18 protein-coding genes are annotated in these 15,659 nt (G+C 70.9%); 13 read left to right on the top strand and 5 right to left on the bottom strand.

Annotation, left to right across the window (positions count from 1 at the left end; translation table 11 throughout):
* Positions 1-56: 56 nt before the first annotated feature.
* The gene (locus DEU35_RS17070) at positions 57-209 is read right to left on the bottom strand and encodes a hypothetical protein (RefSeq protein WP_170210612.1); all 153 of its coding nucleotides are present in this window, start codon (positions 207-209) and stop codon (positions 57-59) included.
* Positions 210-392: 183 nt separating this feature from the next.
* On the opposite strand from DEU35_RS17070, the gene DEU35_RS06805 reads away from it, so the two are divergent.
* The 6 genes from DEU35_RS06805 to paaK are packed head-to-tail and all read left to right on the top strand — an operon-like array spanning position 393 to position 7,094.
* A complete protein-coding gene (locus DEU35_RS06805) occupies positions 393-1,583 on the top strand; it encodes an acetyl-CoA C-acyltransferase (protein WP_116239034.1) in 1,191 nt (396 codons plus the stop codon).
* Positions 1,576-2,379: an enoyl-CoA hydratase/isomerase family protein gene (locus DEU35_RS06800; RefSeq protein ID WP_258873379.1), complete on the top strand. Its 804-nt coding sequence runs from the start codon at positions 1,576-1,578 to the stop codon at positions 2,377-2,379. The genes DEU35_RS06805 and DEU35_RS06800 overlap by 8 nt, the downstream gene beginning before the upstream one ends.
* Positions 2,376-3,251 (top strand): 3-hydroxyacyl-CoA dehydrogenase family protein, encoded by an 876-nt coding sequence (locus tag DEU35_RS06795; protein ID WP_116239033.1) that lies wholly within the window; start codon positions 2,376-2,378, stop codon positions 3,249-3,251. The genes DEU35_RS06800 and DEU35_RS06795 overlap by 4 nt, the downstream gene beginning before the upstream one ends.
* Positions 3,248-5,296: a phenylacetic acid degradation bifunctional protein PaaZ gene (gene paaZ / locus DEU35_RS06790; RefSeq protein ID WP_181904592.1), complete on the top strand. Its 2,049-nt coding sequence runs from the start codon at positions 3,248-3,250 to the stop codon at positions 5,294-5,296. Before DEU35_RS06795 ends, paaZ begins: the two co-directional genes overlap by 4 nt.
* On the top strand, positions 5,293-5,787 hold the full coding sequence (gene paaI, locus DEU35_RS06785; protein WP_103206264.1) for a hydroxyphenylacetyl-CoA thioesterase PaaI: 495 nt from the start codon (positions 5,293-5,295) through the stop codon (positions 5,785-5,787). Before paaZ ends, paaI begins: the two co-directional genes overlap by 4 nt.
* Complete coding sequence (paaK, locus tag DEU35_RS06780) at positions 5,784-7,094, top strand: phenylacetate--CoA ligase PaaK (RefSeq protein ID WP_116239031.1); 1,311 nt, start codon at positions 5,784-5,786, stop codon at positions 7,092-7,094. The genes paaI and paaK overlap by 4 nt, the downstream gene beginning before the upstream one ends.
* Positions 7,095-7,200: 106 nt before the next feature.
* Here paaK and DEU35_RS06775 read toward each other — a convergent pair whose 3' ends face one another.
* Positions 7,201-7,863, bottom strand: coding sequence for an HAD family hydrolase (locus DEU35_RS06775; protein WP_103206266.1), 663 nt, complete (start codon positions 7,861-7,863; stop codon positions 7,201-7,203).
* 104 nt (positions 7,864-7,967) lie between these two features.
* Here DEU35_RS06775 and paaA point away from each other — a divergent pair, with 104 nt between their 5' ends.
* The 6 genes from paaA to DEU35_RS06745 are packed head-to-tail and all read left to right on the top strand — an operon-like array spanning position 7,968 to position 12,453.
* Complete coding sequence (gene paaA, locus DEU35_RS06770; RefSeq protein WP_103206267.1) at positions 7,968-8,939, top strand: 1,2-phenylacetyl-CoA epoxidase subunit PaaA; 972 nt, start codon at positions 7,968-7,970, stop codon at positions 8,937-8,939.
* Entirely contained in the window at positions 8,939-9,244 is a 306-nt protein-coding gene (paaB, locus tag DEU35_RS06765) for a 1,2-phenylacetyl-CoA epoxidase subunit PaaB (protein ID WP_055838158.1), read from the top strand. Before paaA ends, paaB begins: the two co-directional genes overlap by 1 nt.
* On the top strand, positions 9,241-10,074 hold the full coding sequence (gene paaC / locus DEU35_RS06760; RefSeq protein ID WP_116239030.1) for a 1,2-phenylacetyl-CoA epoxidase subunit PaaC: 834 nt from the start codon (positions 9,241-9,243) through the stop codon (positions 10,072-10,074). Before paaB ends, paaC begins: the two co-directional genes overlap by 4 nt.
* The gene (gene paaD / locus DEU35_RS06755; RefSeq protein WP_116239029.1) at positions 10,068-10,553 is read left to right on the top strand and encodes a 1,2-phenylacetyl-CoA epoxidase subunit PaaD; all 486 of its coding nucleotides are present in this window, start codon (positions 10,068-10,070) and stop codon (positions 10,551-10,553) included. The genes paaC and paaD overlap by 7 nt, the downstream gene beginning before the upstream one ends.
* Complete coding sequence (paaE, locus tag DEU35_RS06750) at positions 10,553-11,677, top strand: 1,2-phenylacetyl-CoA epoxidase subunit PaaE (RefSeq protein ID WP_116239028.1); 1,125 nt, start codon at positions 10,553-10,555, stop codon at positions 11,675-11,677. Before paaD ends, paaE begins: the two co-directional genes overlap by 1 nt.
* Before the next feature lie 5 nt (positions 11,678-11,682).
* On the top strand, positions 11,683-12,453 hold the full coding sequence (locus tag DEU35_RS06745) for an enoyl-CoA hydratase/isomerase family protein (RefSeq protein WP_116239027.1): 771 nt from the start codon (positions 11,683-11,685) through the stop codon (positions 12,451-12,453).
* Positions 12,454-12,493: 40 nt separating this feature from the next.
* Here DEU35_RS06745 and DEU35_RS06740 read toward each other — a convergent pair whose 3' ends face one another.
* Positions 12,494-13,306 carry a hypothetical protein gene (locus tag DEU35_RS06740; RefSeq protein WP_116239026.1) on the bottom strand — a complete coding sequence of 271 codons (813 nt, stop codon included), beginning with the start codon at positions 13,304-13,306 and terminating at the stop codon, positions 12,494-12,496.
* Positions 13,307-13,437: 131 nt separating this feature from the next.
* On the opposite strand from DEU35_RS06740, the gene DEU35_RS06735 reads away from it, so the two are divergent.
* Positions 13,438-14,163 carry a hypothetical protein gene (locus DEU35_RS06735; RefSeq protein WP_116239025.1) on the top strand — a complete coding sequence of 242 codons (726 nt, stop codon included), beginning with the start codon at positions 13,438-13,440 and terminating at the stop codon, positions 14,161-14,163.
* A 177-nt stretch (positions 14,164-14,340) separates the two neighbouring features.
* On the opposite strand, the gene DEU35_RS06730 is transcribed toward DEU35_RS06735, so the two are convergent.
* Both DEU35_RS06730 and DEU35_RS06725 read right to left on the bottom strand, forming a co-directional pair.
* Positions 14,341-14,625 (bottom strand): Fe-S cluster assembly protein HesB, encoded by a 285-nt coding sequence (locus DEU35_RS06730; protein WP_116239024.1) that lies wholly within the window; start codon positions 14,623-14,625, stop codon positions 14,341-14,343.
* A gap of 114 nt (positions 14,626-14,739) precedes the next feature.
* Positions 14,740-15,591, bottom strand: a complete 852-nt coding sequence (locus DEU35_RS06725; RefSeq protein WP_103206274.1) for a LuxR C-terminal-related transcriptional regulator — start codon at positions 15,589-15,591, stop codon at positions 14,740-14,742.
* Positions 15,592-15,659: the final 68 nt, after the last annotated feature.

The following is a 15,659-nucleotide window of genomic DNA, read 5'->3' as shown; positions in this document are numbered from 1 at the left end:
GACGAGGTGCACCCCACTGCCAGGCTCGTCGCATCCTTGGGGAAGTAGCCGATGAGCTAACGCCGCGCCGGGTCAGCATCGAACGTCACCGAGCGCAGCACCTTGCGGCCGTGCACCTCGACCGTGCGGACGATCGCGATTCGCTTGTTCTTGTCGAAGATGAGGCCCCCGGCTCGAGGGAGCGCTGCAGCGGTGACACGGGCAACCACACGTGCACCATGCGAATGACCACATGAGCCGACGGGGTGTGAACGCTCGCCCATAGCGGCAATGTGAGGTGGGCGCCGTTGCCTCGGGAGACGCCTTCTGCCATGATTACTGAACGATCGGTCGGAAAACCTCGCGGGTGAGGTGGACGGGCCCCGCCAGAGTCGGCGGGGGAGAGGGTGGCGATGGCGGACGCGTTTCTCATCGGAGGTGTGCGCACCCCGGTCGGACGGTACGGCGGGGCTCTGGCATCCGTTCGTCCCGACGATCTGGCGGCGCTGGTGGTCGGCGAAGCGGTGGCTCGCGCGGGCGTTCCCGTCGAGGCCGTCGACGAGGTCATCCTCGGTGCGGCGAACCAGGCCGGCGAAGACAATCGCAACGTCGCCCGCATGGCCGTTCTGCTCGCGGGGCTTCCCGACAGCATCCCGGGGCTCACCGTCAACCGCCTCTGCGCCTCGGGCATGAGCGCGATCGCGCTCGCCGCGCAGGCGATCCGCGCGGGCGATGCCGACGTGATCGTCGCGGGCGGCGTCGAATCCATGACTCGTGCTCCCTGGGTGCAGGCGAAGCCCGAGAAGGCGTGGGCGAAACCCGGGGCGGCGTACGACACGTCGATCGGCTGGCGCTTCACCAATCCGCGCCTCGCCGCGCGCGACAAGGCCACCTTCGCCATGCCCGAAACGGCCGAAGAGGTCGCCCGCGTCGACGGCGTCTCGCGCTCCGACGCGGACGCCTTCGCGCTGCGCAGCCACCAGCGGGCGATCCAGGCTCAGGATGCCGGTCGCTTCCGCGCCGAGATCGTGGCCGTCGAGACCGCCCGGGGCATGGTCGACACCGACGAGGGTCCGCGTCGCGACACCTCGCTCGACGCGCTCGCGCGACTCCGACCCGTCGTCAAGGGCGGCGAGGTCGTGACGGCGGGCAACTCCAGCTCGCTCAACGACGGGGCGTCCGCGATCGTCGTGGCCAGCGCCGCCGCCGTCGAACGGTTCGGACTGCGTCCGCGCGCGCGGATCGTCGCGCATGCCTCCGCCGCGCTGGCGCCCGAGGTCATGGGGCTCGGTCCCGTGCCCGCGACCGAGAAGGCCCTCGCGAAGGCGGGGCTGTCGGCATCCGCTCTGGGAGCCGTCGAACTCAACGAGGCCTTCGCGTCGCAGTCGATCGCGTGCGTGCGGCGACTCGGGCTCGACCCCGAGATCGTCAACGCCGACGGCGGGGCGATCGCGCTGGGTCACCCCCTGGGGTCGAGCGGCTCGCGGTTGATCGTGACGCTGCTCGGCCGCCTGGAACGCGAGGACGCGCGGTACGGCCTCGCGACGATGTGCGTCGGGGTGGGGCAGGGCACGGCGATGATCCTGGAGCGGGCCCATGGCTGAGTCGCCCCTGGCCAGGGGGCGGGAGGCTTCGCCGGGTTCCGACGCCGATGCGTCAGGCTCGCCCGCCCGGCTCCGCATCGACGCCCGCGACGACCGTGTCGTCGCCACCCTCGACAGACCCGACCGCCGCAACGCGATCGATCAGGCGATGGTCGACGAGTTGCACGCCCTCTGTGCCGACCTCGAGGAGCGCCCGCGCACCCTCATCCTCACCGGGGCGGGAGGCATCTTCGCCGCGGGGGCGGACATCGCCCAGCTCCGCGACCGCACCGGCGACGACGCCCTCCGCGGGATCAACGCTACGGTGTTCGATCGCATCCGCCACCTGCCCATGCCCGTGGTCGCCGCCGTCGACGGATTCGCGCTGGGCGGGGGAGCCGAGCTCGCCTACGCCGCCGACATCCGCCTGGGGACACCTCGCGTGCGCTTCGGCAACCCCGAACCGGGTCTCGGCATCATCGCCGCGGCGGGAGCCTCGTGGCGCCTGCCCGAGATCGTCGGACACGCCCGCGCGAGCGAGCTGCTGCTCACCGCCCGCGTGATCGACGCCGACGAAGCGCTCGCGTGGGGGCTGCTCTCGAGCATCCACGAGCCCCAGGATCTGCTCGACTCCGCTCACGCGGTCGCCGACCGGATCGCCGCGAACTCCGCCCGCGCGACGATCCTCACCAAGCGTGCCCTGCTCGCCCCGCGCAACGCGCACCCCGCCATCGACGGCGAGCTGCAGGCCGAGCTGTTCGACAGCGCAGACAAGCACGCCCGCATGACCGCGTTCCTCGAGAGGAAGAAGAGATGACCTCCCCCGTTACCGCAACGGTCCGAGACACGGCATCCGTTCCCGTCGTCGTCGGTGTGCTCGGCGGAGGCCGCATGGGGGCCGGCATCGCCCACGCGTTCCTGATCGCGGGAGCCCGCGTGCACGTCGTCGAGCGCGATGCGGAGGCCGCCGCCCAGGCGCGGGGCCGCGTCGAGGCCGCTCTCACCCGCTCGGCAGCGCGGGGCACGCGGCTTCCGGATGCCGACGCCCTCACGACCAGCGTCGACACCGGCGCGTTCGCCGAGGCGGGCCTCGTCATCGAGGCCGTGCCGGAGGACCGGGCCCTGAAGCTCGGCGCCCTCGCACGGATCGAGGGCGCCGTGCGCGACGACGCCGTCGTGGCATCCAACACCTCCTCCATCTCGATCGACGCGCTCGCCGGAGCGATGCGGCGTCCGCAACGGTTCCTCGGCCTGCACTTCTTCAACCCGGTGCCGGCCTCGGCGCTGGTCGAGGTCGTGACGGGTGCCGACACCGCGCCCGAGGTCGTGACGCGAGCGACTCGGTGGGTGGAGGCGATCGGCAAGGCCGCTGTCGTCGTGCGCGATGCGCCGGGCTTCGCGTCGAGCCGCCTCGGGGTCGCTCTCGGTCTCGAGGCCATCCGCATGCTCGAAGAGGGCGTCGCCTCCGCGCAGGACATCGACACGGCGATGGAGCGGGGGTATCGGCATCCGATGGGCCCCCTCCGCACCACCGACATCGTCGGTCTCGACGTACGGCTGGGCATCGCCGAAGAACTCGAGCGCGCGTTCGGTGCGCGCTTCACCCCGCCCGCCTTGCTGCGCGACCTCGTCGCCCAGGGCCACCTGGGTCGCAAGACCGGCCGCGGATTCTACGAATGGAGCGAATGATGACGTTTCTCCCCAGCTACGTGAACGGTTCGTGGTGGACGCCCGCCGACGATCCGGATGCCGCGATCGTCCGCGACGCGTCGACCGGCGACGAGATCGTCCGCGTCAGCACGAAGGGCCTCGACCTCGCGGCCGCCGTCGCGTACGCCCGTCGCGAGGGGCGGGCGAGCCTGGGCGCCCTCACCTTCCCCGAGCGCGCGATGGTGTTGAAGAACCTCGCGATCGCGCTGAACGAGCGTCGTGACGAGCTCTACGCCCTGTCGGAGCGCTCCGGCTCGACCCGCCGCGACTCGCTCAGCGACATCGACGGCGGCATCGGGGTGCTCTTCACCTTCTCGTCGAAAGCCCGCCGGGAGTTGCCCGCGGGGACGGTCGTGCTCGACGGACCGATCGAGCCGCTGTCGAAGGACGGCTCCTTCCTCGGGAGGCATGTCTACACGCGTCTTTCGGGGGTCGCGGTGCAGATCAACGCCTTCAACTTCCCCATGTGGGGCGCGCTCGAGAAGTTCGCGCCCGCGTTCCTGGCCGGCCTTCCCACGATCGTCAAGCCCGCGACCCCCACGGCCTACATCGCCGAGGCGTGGGTGCGGATGGTGGTCGAGACGGGCCTGCTCCCCGAGGGCTCGCTGCAGCTGGTGAGCGGCAGCGTGCCGGGACTGTTCGATCTGCTCGACCTCGGCGACACCGTCGGCTTCACCGGCAGCGCCTCGACCGCCGAGCGGCTGCGCGCCCGGGCGAAGCCCGGTGTGCGCTTCACGAGCGAGACCGACTCGATCAACGCCTCGATCCTGGGCCCCGACGCCGTCCCCGGCACGCCCGAGTTCGACGCGTACGTGAAGCAGCTGCTCGTCGAACTGACCACCAAGGCGGGACAGAAGTGCACCGCGATCCGCCGCGCGATCGTGCCGACGGGGACCACGGATGCCGTGGCCCGCGCGCTGCGCGACAGGATCGCCGAGCGCGTGGTCATCGGCGACCCGCGCGTCGAAGGCGTGACGATGGGACCGGTCGTCTCGGTCGAGCAGCGTGACGAGGTGCTGCGCCAGGTCCGGGCGCTCACCGACGCCGGGGGACGCTTCGTCGTCGGTTCGGCGGACGTGCCGCGGGGCGTGCCCGCCGAGGGCGCGTTCCTCCGGCCGATGCTTCTCGCGTTCGCGGATGCCGCGACCCCGGCCGTCAACGACATCGAGGCCTTCGGTCCCGTCGCGAGCATCGTCGAGTACGCCGACGTGGCCGAAGCGGCGACCATCGTGAGCCGGGGCGGGGGATCGCTGGTCACCAGCGTCGCCACCCACGACCCCGACGTCGCGACCGAACTGCTCACGCGCATGGGCGCGATGAACGGCCGCGTGCTCTTCCTCGACCGGGACGACGCCCGCACCTCCACCGGGCATGGGGCACCCGTCCCGCACCTCGTCCACGGCGGACCGGGTCGCGCCGGCGGCGGCGAAGAGCTCGGCGGCATCCGCTCGGTCCTGCACTCCATGCAGCGCACCGCGATCCAGGGCTCGCCCCGCATGCTCACCGCGTTGACCGGGGTGTGGCATCCGGGAGCCGACACCGACACCGCGGGGGCGCACCCCTTCCGCAAGCCCCTCGCCGACCTTCGGATCGGGGATGCCGTGGAGTCGGTCGAGCGCGAAGTCACCCTCGACGACATCGAGGTCTTCGCGAACTTCACCGGCGACACGTTCTACGCGCACATGGACGAGGAGTCCGCCGCGGCGAATCCGTTCTTCCCGGGTCGTGTCGCGCACGGCTACCTGCTCGTGTCGTGGGCGGCGGGACTGTTCGTCGACCCCGCGCCGGGCCCGGTCCTCGCGAACTCGGGCCTCGAGAACCTGCGCTTCGTGACCCCGGTCTCACCCGGCGACCGCATCCGCGTCGCCCTGACGGCGAAGCAGATCACCCCGCGCGAGACCGACGCGTACGGCGAGGTGCGGTGGGATGCCGTGATCCGCAACCAGCACGACGAGATCGTCGCGCAGTACGACGTGCTCACGCTCGTGGCGAAGACGTGGGCCCCCGTGGCGGTTCCCGCATGAGCCCCCGGCCGATGATGCAGCGCGATCGGGCGTCGGCCATGCTCGGCATGGTCGTCGAGCACGACGCGCCGGGGGAGTCGCGGGTGTCGATGACCGTGCGCGACGACATGCTCAACGGCTTCGCCATCACCCACGGCGGGCTCGTCTTCACCCTCGCCGACACCGCTTTCGCGATCGCGTGCAACGAAGACGAGCGGGTCACCGTCGCGGGCGGCGCCGACATCTCGTTCCTGAAGTCGACGACGGCCGGGCAGACGCTCACCGCGACCGCCGTCCGCCGCGCGCGCAGTGGGCGCACGGGCCTCTACGACATCCGCGTGACAGACGAGACGGGCGACCTGGTCGCCGAGGTGCGCGGCCGCAGCATCACGACGGATCGGCGTCCGCCGACGCCGGAGGCCGACTCCGCAGAGGCCTCCGGCCCCCCATCCGCCTACGACCCCGAGCCCGAGCGCCGCGCCGCGCTCTCCACCACGGAGGTGTCCCGATGACCATGACCGTTCCCTCACGCCCCGACGTCCTGGCATCCGTCGATCCGACCGGCGTTCCGCTCGAGAGCCTGCGCGCTCTGCAACTCGAACGCCTGCAGTGGACGGTCCGCCACGCGTACGACAACGTCGCGCTGTACCGCCGGAAGTTCGATGCGGCGGGCGTCCATCCCGACGACATCCACGCGCTCGACGACATCCGCCTGCTGCCTTTCACCACGAAGGCCGACCTGCGCGAGACCTACCCCTTCGGCATGTTCGCGGTGCCGATGGCCGACGTTCGGCGCGTTCACGCGTCGTCCGGCACGACCGGGCGTCCCACGGTCGTCGGGTACAGCGCGGGCGACCTCGACCGGTGGGCCGATCTCGTCGCGCGGTCGCTTTCGGCAGCCGGCATCCGTCCCGGCGATCGCGTGCACAACGCCTACGGCTACGGGTTGTTCACCGGCGGCCTCGGCGCACACGCGGGTATCGAGCGCCTCGGGGCGACGGTCATCCCGATGTCGGGCGGACAGACGTCTCGTCAGGCGCAGCTCATCCAGGACTTCCAGCCGGATGCCATTCTCTGCACGCCCAGCTACCTCCTCACGATCGCCGACGCGCTCGAGGCGGCGGGCGTCGACCCGCGCTCGACGTCACTGCGGGTCGCGGTCCTCGGGGCGGAGCCGTGGACGAACGAGATGCGCCGAGAGATCGAACGGCGCCTCGACCTCACCGCCGTCGACATCTACGGCCTCAGCGAGGTGATGGGCCCGGGCGTGGCCTCCGAGAGTGCGCTCACCAAGGACGGCCCGCACATCTGGGAGGACCACTTCCTCCCCGAGACGATCGACGGCGACACGGGCGCCCCCGTCGCCGATGGAGAGCTCGGCGAGCTGGTCTTCACCTCGCTCACCAAAGAGGCGTTCCCCGTCATCCGCTACCGCACCCGCGATCTCACCCGGCTGCTGCCCGGGACGACGTTCCCCGCCATGCGCCGCATCGAGAAGATCACCGGCCGCAACGACGACATGATCATCCTCCGCGGGGTGAATCTCTTCCCGACGCAGATCGAGGAGATCGTGCTGGGCATCGAGAAGCTCACCCCGCACTTCGTGCTCGAGCTGCGCCGCGAGGGGAGGATGGATGCCATGACCGTCCGTATCGAGAGGCACCCGGCCCTGGAGCGCGAGGTGTGCGAGGCGGCGGGCGTCGTGCTGCAACAGCGGATCAAGGTCGTGATCGGCACGACGGTCGATGTGCGCGTCGAGGAGCCCGGCTCGCTTCCGCGCAGCGAGGGCAAGTACCAGCGCGTGTACGACCTGCGCTGAGCTCGGCCTGCTGTCGAGGACGTATCGATCTGCCGAGGCCGCAGTCGTTCGGCGTCGATCTCGACGAACGGGGGCGGTCTGGGCGCGCGGGCGCGATGCCGGGTCGTCAGGAACGCGGTCGCGCGAGCGGCGTGTCGTCCAGACCGGCGATCAGGTCGCGGAGGCTGTCGAAGACGCGGGAGGCCCCGGCATCCCGAAGCTCCTCCGCAGAGAACCCGCCCGTGCGTACCGCGATCGTGGCGATGTCCGCCTTCGCCGCAGCGATGGCGTCCCACGGCGAATCGCCGATCATGATGCCGCTGGAGCCGGGCACGCGATCCAGCGCCGTCTCCACGAGGTCGGGGGCGGGCTTGCTCGCCTGGACGTCGTCGGAGGTGGTCCAGGCATCGGCCAGGTCGCGGGCGTCGACGAGGTCGAGGAAATGCTCGACATGGTCGCTCTTGCCGGAGCTGGCGAGTACGACCTGGAATCCGCGCTTCTTCACCTCGACGAGCAGGTCGTGTGCTCCGTCGAAGGGCTTCACCTCGCCGAGGAACGGCTCGAACTCTTCGGTCCACGCGTCGCGCAGGGCCTCGCCGTGGTCTTTCTCGACGTCGTCGCCGGTGAGGGAGGCGACGAGCTGATCGCCGCCCATGCCGATCGCCCGGTGGATGCGCCAGATCGGCAGCACGACGTCGAACCGCCGGAAGGCGCGGTACCAGGCGAGGGCGTGCTGGTAGTTGGTGTCGACGAGGGTGCCGTCCACGTCGAAGATCGCGGTGTCTGCCATGGCTCCACCCCACACCGCCGGGGGCGAGGGGGCAGGCCCGTTGCGGCCTCGCGCACCCTCCGCTACAGTTTTACTGAACGATCGGTCTGTAAAAGGAGTCGACGATGACGATGACCGCACCCCCCACGGATGCCGCGAGCGGTGAGAGCGACGGCGAAGCGATGTTCGACGCCCTCATCGAGGCCGACGGACGGATCGAACCGCGCGACTGGATGCCGGAGGGGTACCGCCGCACGCTGATCCGCCAGATCTCGCAGCACGCGCACTCCGAGATCATCGGCATGCAGCCCGAGGGGGCCTGGATCACTCGCGCCCCGAGCCTCAAGCGCAAGTCGATCCTTCTGGCGAAGGTGCAGGACGAGGCGGGGCACGGCCTCTACCTCTACTCCGCCGCGCAGACCCTCGGCATCACGCGCGACGAGATGACACAGCAGCTCGTCGACGGCACAGCCCGCTACTCTTCGATCTTCAATTACCCCACGCCGACCTGGGCCGACATGGGCGCGATCGGCTGGCTCGTCGACGGCGCCGCGATCTGCAACCAGGTGCCTCTCTGCCGCGCCTCGTACGGTCCCTACGGTCGGGCGATGGTGCGCATCTGCAAAGAGGAGTCGTTCCACCAGCGTCAGGGGTTCGAGATCCTGCTCACCCTCATGCAGGGCACCGACGAGCAGCGTCAGATGGCTCAGGATGCCGTGAACCGCTGGTATTGGCCGAGCCTGATGATGTTCGGACCCCCCGACGACGACTCGCCCAACTCGGCGCAGTCGATGGCGTGGAACATCAAGCGCTTCAGCAACGACGTCCTGCGTCAGCGGTTCGTCTCGATGCTCGTGCCGCAAGCCGCGGTGCTGGGCGTGACCCTGCCCGATCCCGACCTGCGTTTCAACGACGAGACGGGGGAGTACGACATGGGCGAGATCGATTGGACCGAGTTCCACGAGGTGCTCGCCGGCCGTGGCCCCCTCAACACGATGCGCCGGCAACACCGCCGCGACGCGCACGAGGAAGGTGCCTGGGTGCGCGAGGCGGCGGCGGCGTACGCGGCGAAGAAGAGCGCGAAGGCGGCCGCCTGATGGCCACCCCCGGCGGCAGCCCCGCCGAGACCTGGCCCCTGTGGGAGGTCTTCGTGCGCGCGAACCGCGGCCTCAGCCACGTGCACGTCGGTTCGCTCCACGCCCCCGACGCCGAGCTCGCCGTCCGCAACGCCCGTGACCTGTATACCCGTCGCGGTGAGGGCGTGTCGGTGTGGGTCGTCCCCTCGGATGCCGTGACCACGAGCGACCCCGGAGCCAAGGGCGCCTTCTTCGAGTCGCCGGCGGGCAAGAACTACCGGCACGCGGTGTATTACACCGCGTCGGAGGGGGTGCCGCACCTGTGAGCACCTCGACCGACCGCGACGTGCACGGCGACGTCTCGCTCGACGCCCTCGACCTCTCCGCGGAGCTGGCCGGGGGAGAGGACCGCGCCACCGACCCCGATGTCGCCGCGTACGCGATGCGCCTCGGTGACGACGCGGTGATCCTCGCGCAGAACCTCTGCGGATGGGTGGCCCGTGCCCCCGAGCTCGAGGAGGACGTGGCTCTCGGGAACATCGCCCTCGACCTGCTCGGTCACGCGCGCTCGCTCCTGCGCTACGCGGGCTCGTACGACGGTCGCAGTGAAGACGATCTCGCCTACTGGCGCGACGAGCCGGAGTTCCGCAGCGCCTGGCTGTTCGAGCTTCCCAACGGCGACTTCGCGCACACGATCGCCCGCCAGCTGTTGGCATCCACCTATCTCCTCGAGCTGTACCGGGAGCTCGCGGCATCCGCCGATCCCGTCCTCGCCGCCGTCGCGGCGAAGGCCGAGAAAGAGGTGGACTACCACCGCGATCACGCCGTGCAGTGGACGCTGCGGCTCGCCGGGGGCACCGAGGAGTCACGGCGGCGGTTGCTGGTCGGCCTCGACGACACGTGGCCGTATCTCGACGAGCTGTTCCGCGACGAGCCCCTGCACGACCGTCTCGGCGGTGTCGCCGTACGGCCGTCGATGCTCCGGGCTCGCGTCGATGAGGTCCTCCACGCTGTCCTGGCGCAGGAGGACGTGCCCGTGCCGACGACCCCCGGTTCGTCCGCCGGGGGGCGCCGCGGTGTCCACCACCCCGCGCTCGGTCCGCTTCTCGCCGAGATGCAGGTGCTGGCGCGCCGGCACCCGGGAGCGACCTGGTGACCGCGACGCTGGAGCACGCCCGCGAGGTGGTCGCCGCCGTCGTCGATCCCGAGGTGCCGGTGCTGACGATCGATGACCTCGGCGTCCTGCGCGACGTGCGCTTCGACGGCGACACCGTCACCGTCACGATCACACCGACCTACTCGGGGTGCCCGGCGGTCGACGCGATCCGCGACGACATCGTGCTGGCCCTCACCTCGGCGGGTTTCGATCGGGCGGTCGTCCGAACGACGCTCACCCCCGCGTGGACGACCGACTGGATGAGCGACGCCGGAAGACGCAAGCTCACCGAGTACGGCATCGCCCCGCCCTCGGGCCGCGCGCCGGCCGGCCCCATCCGGCTGAGGCTCAGCGTCGCCTGCCCCCGCTGCGGCTCCCTCGACACGCGGGAGGTCTCGCGCTTCGGCTCGACCTCGTGCAAGGCGCTGTGGGAGTGCCGCGCCTGCCTCGAACCCTTCGACCACTTCAAGGCCCTCTGATGACGATGATGGATGCCGAGACCCCGGCCACCCCGCGCACCCGCGCCCGTTTCCACACCCTTCGCGTCGCGGACGTGCGCCCCCTGACCCCCACCGCGATCGAGGTGACCTTCGCCGTTCCCGAGGAGCTCGCCGAGGCGTTCGACTACGCACCCGGGCAGTACGTGGCCTTGCGCGCCCGCGTCGACGGACAGGACCTGCGCCGGTCGTACTCGCTCTGCCGGCCGCCGGTGCGCGGAGCGATCAGCGTCGGCATCAAGCGCGACCCCGACGGACGTTTCTCGACCTGGGCGCACGAGGGGCTGCGGCCCGGCGACGAGATCGACGTCATGAGCCCGGCGGGCACCTTCGTGTCGCGGGCGTCGACGGCGACGGGGCACGTCGTGGCGATCGCCGCCGGTTCCGGGATCACCCCGATCATGGCGCTCGCCGCCGGAGTGCTCGAGCGTTCCGAGAACGCCCGCATGACGATCGTGTACGCGAACCGGTCCTCGACCGATGTCATGTTCGTCGACGAGCTCGCCGATCTCAAAGACCGCTATCCCTCTCGTCTCACGCTGCACCACGTGCTCTCGCGCGAGCAGCGCGCGGCGCCGGTGTTCTCGGGCCGCATCGACGAGGAGCGTCTGCGCCTGATCCTGTCGCGGCTGATCGATCCGGCATCCGTCGACGAGTGGTTCCTCTGCGGGCCCTTCGCGCTCGTCGAGCTCTGTCGCGACACCCTCGCCGAGGTCGGTGTCGCCCGCGATCGTGTGCGCTTCGAACTGTTCACCGCGGGAGACGGCGACGCTCCCGCCCAAACGGGGGGAGCGCGCCCCGTGAGAGTCCGCGCCGATGAACCGGTGCGCTCGATCGAGATCACCCTCGACGGGCAGTCGGCGCACGTCGACAGCCCGGTCGCCGCGAACGAGACGATCCTCGCCGCCGCTCTCCGCGTGCGCCCCGACGTCCCTTTCGCGTGCGCGGGCGGGGTGTGCGGCACCTGCCGCGCGCGGGTGATCGAGGGCGCGGTCACCATGACCGAGAACTACGCGCTCGAGCCCGACGAGATCGAACGCGGGTACGTCCTCACCTGCCAGTCGCATCCGACCTCCGACGTCGTCAGCGTCGACTACGACGGCTGAGCGCGATGATCGACTACCGCCTCGACGCCGGCGTGGCCGAGATCGTCCTGAACGCCCCCGCCCGTCGCAACGCCCTGGCCCTCGAGGGTCTGCACGCGCTCGCCGATGCCTACGACCGGGCCGAGGCCGACGGTGCTCGCGCGCTGCTGCTGCGCGGTGAGGGGCCGTCGTTCTGCGCCGGGCGCGACATCTCGGGGGTCGACCCCCGCACCGACGACGTCGCGGATTACCTGGACGACACGCTGGCGCCTCTGCTGCGTCGCATGGCGACCTTTCCCGCGCCGACGTTCGCGGCCGCCCACGGGGCCTGCCTGGGTGTCGGCCTGGGCCTGCTCATCGCCACAGACGTGGTCTACGTCGCCGGGGACGCCAAGATCGGCTCGCCCTTCGCCGCCCTCGGCGCGACGCTCGATTCCGGCGGTCACGCGCTGTTCGTCGAGCGCCTCGGCGCCCACGCCACGCTCGACCTGATCTACACGGGTCGACTGATGTCGGGGGCCGAAGCCGTCCGCGCCGGACTCTTCTCGCGCGCATTTCCGGCGGAGGAGGTCCACAATGCCGCGACCTCGGCGGCCCGCACGGCCGCTGCCGGTCCGACGCGGGCGTTCCGGGCGAGCAAGCGCATCGTCGGCGCGATCCGCGACGAGCGTCTGGGGTTGTGGGAGGCGATGGCGCTCGAGAACCGCGCCCAGGCAGCCCTGGCGGCGACCGAAGACTACCGCGAGGGCTTCGCCGCATTCCAGGCGAAGCGTTCGCCGGAGTTCACGGGGCGATGAGGCCTCGGCATCCGCACGACGTGGTCTCGTGGCGGTATCGTCAGTCTGCCTCCCGCACCCACGGGAAGCGATCGTCACGGAAGCCGAGCCGGTAACCGTCCCCCGTCGGGGTGATCTTCGCCAGGGCGGTGACGAACGAGCCATCGGCCGTCAGGAACGCGACGTCGAAGGACAGAACGACGTACGCGTCCTCGTCGAGAGGGAGGACCGTTTGCGGCACCGACCACTGCCCGAACAGCGGGGAAAACCCGGGGAGGTCGAGTTGCGTCGTGAGCGGGGGAGGCGCATCCGTCAACGTGAAGGTGCCGTCGTCCGACAGCGTCAGGGTGCCCGCATCGTCGGAGCGCCAGGTGCCCAGGAGGTCCATTCGCGAGAGGGTGGCGGGGACCGGGGTAGGCGCTTCGTCGCTGAGGCGGAACTCGAGGGTCTGCCCCCGCTCGACGTAGCCATACTGCAGGGCGAGGCCACCCGGCGCCGCGTGGAGGGAGACGTTGTCGGCGCCCACGATGTCCGTGGCGTAGACGTCGCCGGTGTCGAAACTCTCGGAGGTCGCCTCCGAGAAGTACCACCGTCCGGAGAAGGCGACCGTGTCCGTCCAGCTCAACTCGACCTCACGGTCGACATCCGGAAAGTCCGACACCGCAGCCCGCGGCACGCCTCGGGCGTCGAGGGTCCCGTCGCCGTGTAGCACCAGCTGAGCCACATGATCGCCGTCCCGCGCTTCCCAGGTGCCGATCACGTCGTCGCGGTGGATCACGCGGGAACAGGCACTGCACATCAGCGCGAGCGAGAGCACCATCGCGAGGGCGAGACCTCGAATGATCTCACCGCGGGAGGCGTGACGACCGGACACTCCCGCAGTATGGCACCGGCAGCGCCGTGCGTCGTTCTCCGCGGCGAGCCCACGACGGCGGCCAGACGCGAAACGCACGAACGGACCACGCCAGAGCGTCGCGGTCGGGGGCGCACTGATTGAATCGACCCATGCCGAGCATCAGCGACGATGACGAACTCGCGGCCCTGCGCCGAAGGGCGTACGCGCCCGGGGCCGACATCTCCTCGGACCCGGCCGCTCTGCGGCGGCTCATCGAACTCGAGAGCCGCAGCTCCGACGATGTCGCTCCCGCGCCGTCGGAGGTCGAAGAGGAGCCGGTCGACCCCGGCGACGTCGACGAGCCGGTCGACCCACCGCGGCGGAGGTTCCGGATGCCGCGCCTGCGCCGTTCCACCACGATCCTGCTGACCGCGGCGGTCCTCGTCATCGCGTGCGCCGCGACGGCGCTCGTCGTCGTGCAGCGTGTGCAGACCGACCCGCTGCAGGTGGGGGCGACGCAGATCGCCCGACTCGCGCCCGATCCAGACTTCAGTCCGCCGAGCTCGTTCACACAGGGGCTCTCGAGCGGTGTGACGTCGTACGCGCAGTTCCAGGGGTTCCGCGTCGCCGTCTACGCCTCGTTCGACACCGGCGAGGGCGCGTCGAAGTGCATGACCGTCTGGCAGCCCGCGCTGCTCCAGGAGCTGGGGAACGGCACGTCCTACAACGGCCGGTACATGATCCCCTCGTGCGGCGCGGGTGTGTTCCCGCCGAGCGCCACCATGCTGCTCAGCGATGGCACGCCCGAACTCCGCAACACCGATCTGCCCGCCGGCACCGCGCTGCAGTTCGTCTACGACGCGGCGAACGACGAGGTCGTTGTTTTCGAGGGCTGAGGTCGCGGCATCCGCCCCGCCCCGCCTCGCGAGACGGCATTTCGCTGACGAGTCGGCTGCGCGCTGACGCCGGAACGCCAGCGAGATGCGGTCTCGGGCGCCGGTGCCGCGCAGAGACCCGCGCACACGACGATGCCCCGGCACGAAGCCGGGGCATCGATCACGCGACGCAGCGCGTCACGCGACGCTGGTGACGGCGAACTGCACCGACCCCTGCGGGTCGATCTGCGCGTCGAGCACGCGGTCGTCGAGGACGGCTGCGGCGTCGCTGTCGAGGAAGACCCGCGCTCCGGCGTTCTCGACGACGGCGTCATCCGGCTGCGGGCCGTCGACGACCGACAGCGCGAACTGCGACTCGGGGGAGCCCGCTCCCTCGATGCGGACGCCGCCCTGAGCGGCATCCGGGAACTGGGCGGTGATGGTCTTCACGGCGGTCGTGGCCTCTTCGGTGAGCGTCAGCATGTGACTCTCCTTCTCTGATCGACGACAGGAGCCAGCAACGATGCCGAGAATCCGCGTCGCTCTCAAGCTCACGCGGCCATTGCCAGGGTTTTCCCACCGGCCTCGCAACGGCTCTCAGGGGAGGAGCCCGGCCCGACGTGCCCGGGTCACCGCGGCATGCCGGGTGGACGCGTCGAGCTTCGACATCGCCGAGGCGAGGTACGACTTCACGGTGGTCTCGCGCAGGTGGAGGGATGCCGCGATCTCGCCGTTCGTCGACCCCACGGCGGCGCACGCGAGCACGTCGATCTCCCGCCGCGAGAGGTGGATGTCGGGATCGGATGCCGTGTCGCCGGCGTCCCCGGTCAGAGCGGCGAGGCGGGCCTCGACGGCCTCGAGGCGGCGCCGCACCTCGTCGTCTCCGACGATCGCCGCGATGCCGCGGAGTTGGGCGTAGCTCTCGCGGATCTCCTCGCGCACGCCGGCTCCGAGACCGCCCTCGGGGTGGGGAGCCGAAGCGAGGCGTCGGTCGACCTCGGCGCGCACGCGCAACTCGGTTCCCAGCTCGCCGGCCACGTCGAACGCGGGCCGTGCCTCGACGTCACCGACCGGGGATTGCGCCCACGACCCGCAGTAGAGGACCCCGCGCGCCGCTCCGCTGACGAGCACGGGGACGGCGAACAGGGTCGCGATGCCCTCGCCGAGGATGGCGCGGTCGTAATCGTGCGTGATGGAGCGCGACGTGCGGTAGTCGAGCGTCATGCGCGGCCGCCGCTCGACGAGCGCGCGGCCGCCGAGACCCCGCGAGGCGTGGACGACGAGCCCCTCGATGCTGCGCGTGCGCGCACCGACGATCGTGGTGACATGGACCGCCCCGTCGTGTTCCAGGCCGCCGAAAGCGACGGGGAAATGCGTGCGACGGGCGAGCTCGACCACCGCGTGCGACACGAGAGCCGCATCGTCGCGAAGGGTGGAGGGTGCAGTCACGCACTACCTACTTCCGGGGGTGACGGCTTCGTCGCCGCGTTTCGTAGCGTCGACCCTATCACCGGGGA

It is taken from the genome of Microbacterium sp. AG157 (assembly GCF_003385695.1).
Classification (GTDB): Bacteria; Actinomycetota; Actinomycetes; order Actinomycetales; family Microbacteriaceae; genus Microbacterium; species Microbacterium testaceum.
The sequence above is the reverse complement of the archived record's forward strand: the minus strand, read 5'-3'. Positions and strand labels throughout refer to the sequence as shown.

Excerpts from the sequence above, each read along its gene's own strand:
- DEU35_RS06805 (WP_116239034.1), top strand. The coding sequence starts at position 393 with ATGGCGGACGCGTTTCTCATCGGAGGTGTGCGCACCCCGGTCGGACGG.
- DEU35_RS06800 (WP_258873379.1), top strand. The coding sequence starts at position 1,576 with ATGGCTGAGTCGCCCCTGGCCAGGGGGCGGGAGGCTTCGCCGGGTTCC.
- DEU35_RS06795 (WP_116239033.1), top strand. The coding sequence starts at position 2,376 with ATGACCTCCCCCGTTACCGCAACGGTCCGAGACACGGCATCCGTTCCC.
- paaZ (WP_181904592.1), top strand. The coding sequence starts at position 3,248 with ATGATGACGTTTCTCCCCAGCTACGTGAACGGTTCGTGGTGGACGCCC.
- paaI (WP_103206264.1), top strand. The coding sequence starts at position 5,293 with ATGAGCCCCCGGCCGATGATGCAGCGCGATCGGGCGTCGGCCATGCTC.
- paaK (WP_116239031.1), top strand. The coding sequence starts at position 5,784 with ATGACCATGACCGTTCCCTCACGCCCCGACGTCCTGGCATCCGTCGAT.
- DEU35_RS06775 (WP_103206266.1), bottom strand. The coding sequence starts at position 7,863 with ATGGCAGACACCGCGATCTTCGACGTGGACGGCACCCTCGTCGACACC.
- paaA (WP_103206267.1), top strand. The coding sequence starts at position 7,968 with ATGACGATGACCGCACCCCCCACGGATGCCGCGAGCGGTGAGAGCGAC.
- paaB (WP_055838158.1), top strand. The coding sequence starts at position 8,939 with ATGGCCACCCCCGGCGGCAGCCCCGCCGAGACCTGGCCCCTGTGGGAG.
- paaE (WP_116239028.1), top strand. The coding sequence starts at position 10,553 with ATGACGATGATGGATGCCGAGACCCCGGCCACCCCGCGCACCCGCGCC.
- DEU35_RS06745 (WP_116239027.1), top strand. The coding sequence starts at position 11,683 with ATGATCGACTACCGCCTCGACGCCGGCGTGGCCGAGATCGTCCTGAAC.
- DEU35_RS06735 (WP_116239025.1), top strand. The coding sequence starts at position 13,438 with ATGCCGAGCATCAGCGACGATGACGAACTCGCGGCCCTGCGCCGAAGG.
- DEU35_RS06730 (WP_116239024.1), bottom strand. The coding sequence starts at position 14,625 with ATGCTGACGCTCACCGAAGAGGCCACGACCGCCGTGAAGACCATCACC.